Annotated in this window: 1 pseudogene; it reads left to right on the top strand. The window is 63.1% G+C overall.

From position 1 onward, the window contains the following. Positions 1–249 (top strand): annotated as a pseudogene (locus tag RMT89_RS44625) (IS66 family transposase); the annotation flags it as partial.

Here is a 249-nt window from a genome sequence, read left to right as displayed (position 1 = left end):
GCACCGGTGGCAGACCCCGATGAGGTGGTCAAACTGCGCGTCGATCGTCGGCAGCTCCCCAAGGGGCGCATTTATCGCACGGTAGGAATCGAATCCCGCCAAGTGCAGGATATCGAGTTTAAGAGCGTCGTCACCGAGTATCAGGCCGAAGTGCTGGAAGATGACCAGGGGCAACGCCACGTGTCGCCCTTTCCCGAGGGCGTGACCCGCCCCATCCAGTATGGCCCGCGTCTCAAGGCGCGCGCTGTC

Source organism: Streptomyces sp. P17 (assembly GCF_032436805.1).
Classification (GTDB): domain Bacteria; phylum Actinomycetota; class Actinomycetes; order Streptomycetales; family Streptomycetaceae; genus Streptomyces.
The sequence above is the reverse complement of the archived record's forward strand: the minus strand, read 5'-3'. Positions and strand labels throughout refer to the sequence as shown.